The 3687-nt window shown below is 69.6% G+C and carries 5 protein-coding genes and 1 pseudogene (1 of these 6 only partly in view); 4 read left to right on the top strand and 2 right to left on the bottom strand.

Annotation, left to right across the window (positions count from 1 at the left end):
* Both BGN97_RS15410 and BGN97_RS15405 read right to left on the bottom strand, forming a co-directional pair.
* Positions 1 to 746 (bottom strand): ABC transporter permease (locus BGN97_RS15410; RefSeq protein ID WP_292703345.1); only part of this gene is annotated, 746 nt, incomplete at its 3' end.
* An 8-nt stretch (positions 747 to 754) separates the two neighbouring features.
* Positions 755 to 994 (bottom strand): hypothetical protein, encoded by a 240-nt coding sequence (locus tag BGN97_RS15405; RefSeq protein WP_292703343.1) that lies wholly within the window; start codon positions 992 to 994, stop codon positions 755 to 757.
* A 403-nt stretch (positions 995 to 1397) separates the two neighbouring features.
* On the opposite strand from BGN97_RS15405, the gene BGN97_RS15400 reads away from it, so the two are divergent.
* From BGN97_RS15400 to gatB, 4 genes and pseudogenes are all read left to right on the top strand, one after another.
* Positions 1398 to 1802: a hypothetical protein gene (locus BGN97_RS15400; protein ID WP_292703341.1), complete on the top strand. Its 405-nt coding sequence runs from the start codon at positions 1398 to 1400 to the stop codon at positions 1800 to 1802.
* 40 nt (positions 1803 to 1842) lie between these two features.
* On the top strand, positions 1843 to 2142 hold the full coding sequence (gene gatC / locus BGN97_RS15395) for an Asp-tRNA(Asn)/Glu-tRNA(Gln) amidotransferase subunit GatC (RefSeq protein WP_292703338.1): 300 nt from the start codon (positions 1843 to 1845) through the stop codon (positions 2140 to 2142).
* Positions 2139 to 3653: an Asp-tRNA(Asn)/Glu-tRNA(Gln) amidotransferase subunit GatA gene (gene gatA / locus BGN97_RS15390; protein WP_292703335.1), complete on the top strand. Its 1515-nt coding sequence runs from the start codon at positions 2139 to 2141 to the stop codon at positions 3651 to 3653. The genes gatC and gatA overlap by 4 nt, the downstream gene beginning before the upstream one ends.
* Positions 3653 to 3687 (top strand): annotated as a pseudogene (gene gatB / locus BGN97_RS15385) (Asp-tRNA(Asn)/Glu-tRNA(Gln) amidotransferase subunit GatB); it runs 1427 nt beyond the window's last position. Before gatA ends, gatB begins: the two are co-directional and overlap by 1 nt.

Below are 3687 nucleotides of genomic sequence, written 5' to 3'. Positions count from 1 at the left end.
ACGGAGACCAGCACCAGCACCACGGCGATCACCGAGACGATGGGCGCCTGGTTCGGGCGCGAGACGTTGTCGATGATGAACATCGGCAGCGTCTTGACTCCCGAGCCCGCGGTGAACGTCGTCACCACGATCTCGTCGAAGGAGAGCGCGAAGGCGAGCAGGCCGCCGGCGAGCAGCGCCGACCGCAGCTGAGGGAACGTGACGAGCCGGAAGGTGGTCCAGATGCCCGCGCCGAGGTCGGCCGACGCCTCCTCCAGGTTGGTGCCCATCTGCCGCATCCGGGCGATCGCGTTGTTGAACACGGTCACGATGCAGAACGTGGTGTGCGCGATGATCACGGTCCAGATCGACAGCGGGACGCCCATGATGGTGCGGAACAGGTTGTTCAGGGCGATGCCCGTGATGATCCCGGGCAGGGCGATCGGCAGGATGACCAGCAGGTTCACCGTGCTGCGGCCGAAGAAGCTGAACCGCTGCAGGGCGAAGGAGAGCAGGGTGCCGAGCACGAGGGAGAGCATGGCCGAGATGACGGCGACCAGCGCGCTGGTCCCGACGGCCGCCATCGCACCCTCGCTGATGAACGCCCTGCCCCACCACTCGAGGGTGAACCCGGGCGGAGGCCAGGAGAGCGAGGCCGAGGTCGAGAACGAGTTGAGCAGCACGACCAGCAGCGGCACGTACATGATCACGAGCACGACCGCGGCGATGACGCCGAGGGTGATGCGGGTTCCGAGCGAGATGCGCACGTCGCCTCCTACAGGTTGTCCAGGGCGCCGGTGCGACGCACGAGGAACAGGTAGCCGAAGATGATGATGATCGGGATCAGCGCGATGGCGGACGCCAGGGGAAGGTTGTTCGCCGCGCCGATGTCCTGGTAGACGAGCGTGCCGAGCATCTGGCTGCCGCCGCCGACGATGCCGACGGTGATGTAGTCGCCCAGGTCGCCCGACGCCTCGAGCAGCGAGTTCGGCACGCGCTCGAGCCCGGCGTACACGGGCAGGATGACGTACGGAGCCAGAGGTACGCGAGCGTGATGATGGTCGCGGGGATGCCGTAGCCGGGCGTGTGCCCGCCGAGCGGACGGAGCAGCCACTCCAGGATGCCGTCGTTGGAGAGCACCGAGCGCCAGGCGAAGGCCTTGACCAGGTAGGACGCCCACAGCGGCGTGAGCACCAGGACGACCAGCGCGCGCTGCATGGCGGGCGATGCGACCATCGCCATGAAGTAGGCGATGGGCACGGCCAGGAGCACGTCGATCGCCGTGACCGCGAGGGCCACCCCGACGGTGCGGAGCGTGATGCCCTGGTAGAAGCGGTCTCGACCGCGGCGACCGTGGCGGCATCCGGCGTCTCGAGGCCGTCGAGGATCCGGAGTCGGACGAGTTCCGCGACTACCGGATGCTGGAGTGGTGGCGCGTGCCCGAGCGCACCGCCGAGCGGCACGTCACCGGGCCCTACGTCGACTACCTCTGCACCGACGACTACACGATCACCGTCACCGTGCCTGTCGTGCATGCCGCGCGGATGGTCGGCGTGGTGGGCGTGGACGTGCACGTGTCCCGCATCGAGCCCATCCTGCTGCCGTCGCTGCGAGACGCCGAGGGCACCGCGACGATCGTCAATGCGCAGGGACGCGTGGTCGTCTCGAGCGAGACCAGGCGGGTCACGGGGTCGCTGCTCCGGGATGCGGAGGTGCACGACGCCCTCGCGGCGATCCACGACGGCGGTCGCACGAGCACCGTCGGCGGCACCACCGCGATCAGCTGCGGGGACACCGAGCTCATCCTCGTCCAGCAGCGCTGAGCCGTTCGGCGCAGCATGGCCGCTCTCGTAGACTGGGGGCGTGTCTGAAATCACCCCTGATCTTGTGCGCCATCTCGGCGTGCTCGCGCGCATCCAGCTCTCCGACGACGAGGTGACCCAGCTGACCGGTCAGCTCGACGCCATCGTCGACAACATCGCGAAGGTGTCCGAGGTTGCGACCCCCGACGTCGTCGCCACCAGCCACCCGATCGCGATGAGCAACGTCTTCCGTCCCGACGAGGTCGGTCAGACGCTCACGCACGCGCAGGTGCTGCAGAACGCCCCGGATTCCGCCGACGGACGATTCCGCGTGACCGCGATCCTGGGAGAAGAGCAGTGAGCGACATCATCCGCCTGACCGCGGCAGAGCTCGGCGAGAAACTCGCCGCCCGCGAGATCTCCAGCGTCGAGGCCACCCAGGCGCACCTGGACCGCATCGCCGCCGTCGAATCCGACGTGCGCGCCTTCCTGCACGTCAACGAGAACGCCCTGGCCGCTGCCGGCGAGATCGACGCGCGCCGCGCCGCCGGCGAGCAGCTCGGCCCGATCGCCGGCGTCCCGCTGGCCGTCAAGGACGTGCTGGTCACCACGGACATGCCCTCCACCAGCGGATCGAAGATCCTCGAGGGGTACATGTCGCCGTTCGACGCCACGGTCGTCGCGCGCGCCCGCGCCGCGGGCCTGGTCCCGCTCGGCAAGACCAACATGGACGAGTTCGCCATGGGGTCCTCCACCGAGCACTCCGCGTTCGGCCCCACCCGCAACCCGTGGGACCTGGACCGCATCCCCGGCGGCTCCGGCGGCGGCTCGGCCGCCGCCGTGGCGGCGTTCGAGGCTCCGCTGGCGCTCGGCTCCGACACCGGCGGCTCGATCCGTCAGCCGGCCCACGTGACCGGCACGGTCGGCACCAAGCCCACCTACGGCGGTGTGAGCCGTTACGGTTCGATCGCCCTGGCCTCCAGCCTGGACCAGGTCGGGCCCGTCACCCGCACGGTGCTCGACGCGGGTCTGCTGCACGACGTGATCGGCGGCTACGACGCGAACGACTCCACCTCCCTGCGCGACGAGTGGCCTTCGTTCGCCGCCGCGGCCCGCGAGGGCGCGAGCGGCGAGGTCCTCAAGGGGCTGAAGGTGGGCGTGATCAAGGAGCTGCCCGACTCCGGCTTCCAGTCAGGGGTCGCGGCGTCCTTCCGTGAGTCGCTCGCCCTGATGGAGGCGCAGGGCGCCGAGATCGTGGAGATCTCCGCCCCGCACTTCGAGTACGGCGTGGCGGCGTACTACCTGATCCTGCCCGCGGAGGCATCCAGCAACCTGGCCAAGTTCGACTCCGTGCGCTTCGGCCTGCGCGTCACCCCCGAGGGCGGCGCGACGGTCGAGGACGTGATGTCCGCCACTCGCGAGGCCGGTTTCGGTCCCGAGGTGAAGCGCCGCATCATCCTCGGCACCTACGCGCTCTCGGCCGGCTACTACGACGCGTACTACGGCAGCGCGCAGAAGGTCCGCACGCTGATCCAGCGCGACTTCGACCAGGCGTTCGCGCAGGTCGACGTCATCGCCACGCCCACGGCTCCGACCACCGCGTTCAAGCTCGGCGAGAAGATCGACGACCCGCTGCAGATGTACCTGAACGACCTGACCACGATCCCGGCGAACCTCGCTGGTGTCCCCGGCATCTCGATCCCGTCCGGTCTGGCCGCCGAGGACGGACTGCCCGTCGGCATCCAGTTCCTCGCTCCCGCTCGGGAGGACGCCAGGCTGTACCGCGTCGGCGCGGCGCTCGAGGCCGCGCTGGTGGATGCCTGGGGCGCACCGCTGCTGGAGAAGGCACCCGTCCTGGGAGGAGCACGCTGATGGCCGCCGTCAAGCTGATGGACTTCGACAAGGC

The organism is Microbacterium sp. 69-10 (genome assembly GCF_001897945.1).
Taxonomy (GTDB): domain Bacteria; phylum Actinomycetota; class Actinomycetes; order Actinomycetales; family Microbacteriaceae; genus Microbacterium.
The sequence above is the reverse complement of the archived record's forward strand: the minus strand, read 5'-3'. Positions and strand labels throughout refer to the sequence as shown.

Coding starts and splice junctions, on each gene's coding strand:
- BGN97_RS15400 (WP_292703341.1), top strand. CDS start 1,398: ATGCTGGAGTGGTGGCGCGTGCCCGAGCGCACCGCCGAGCGGCACGTC.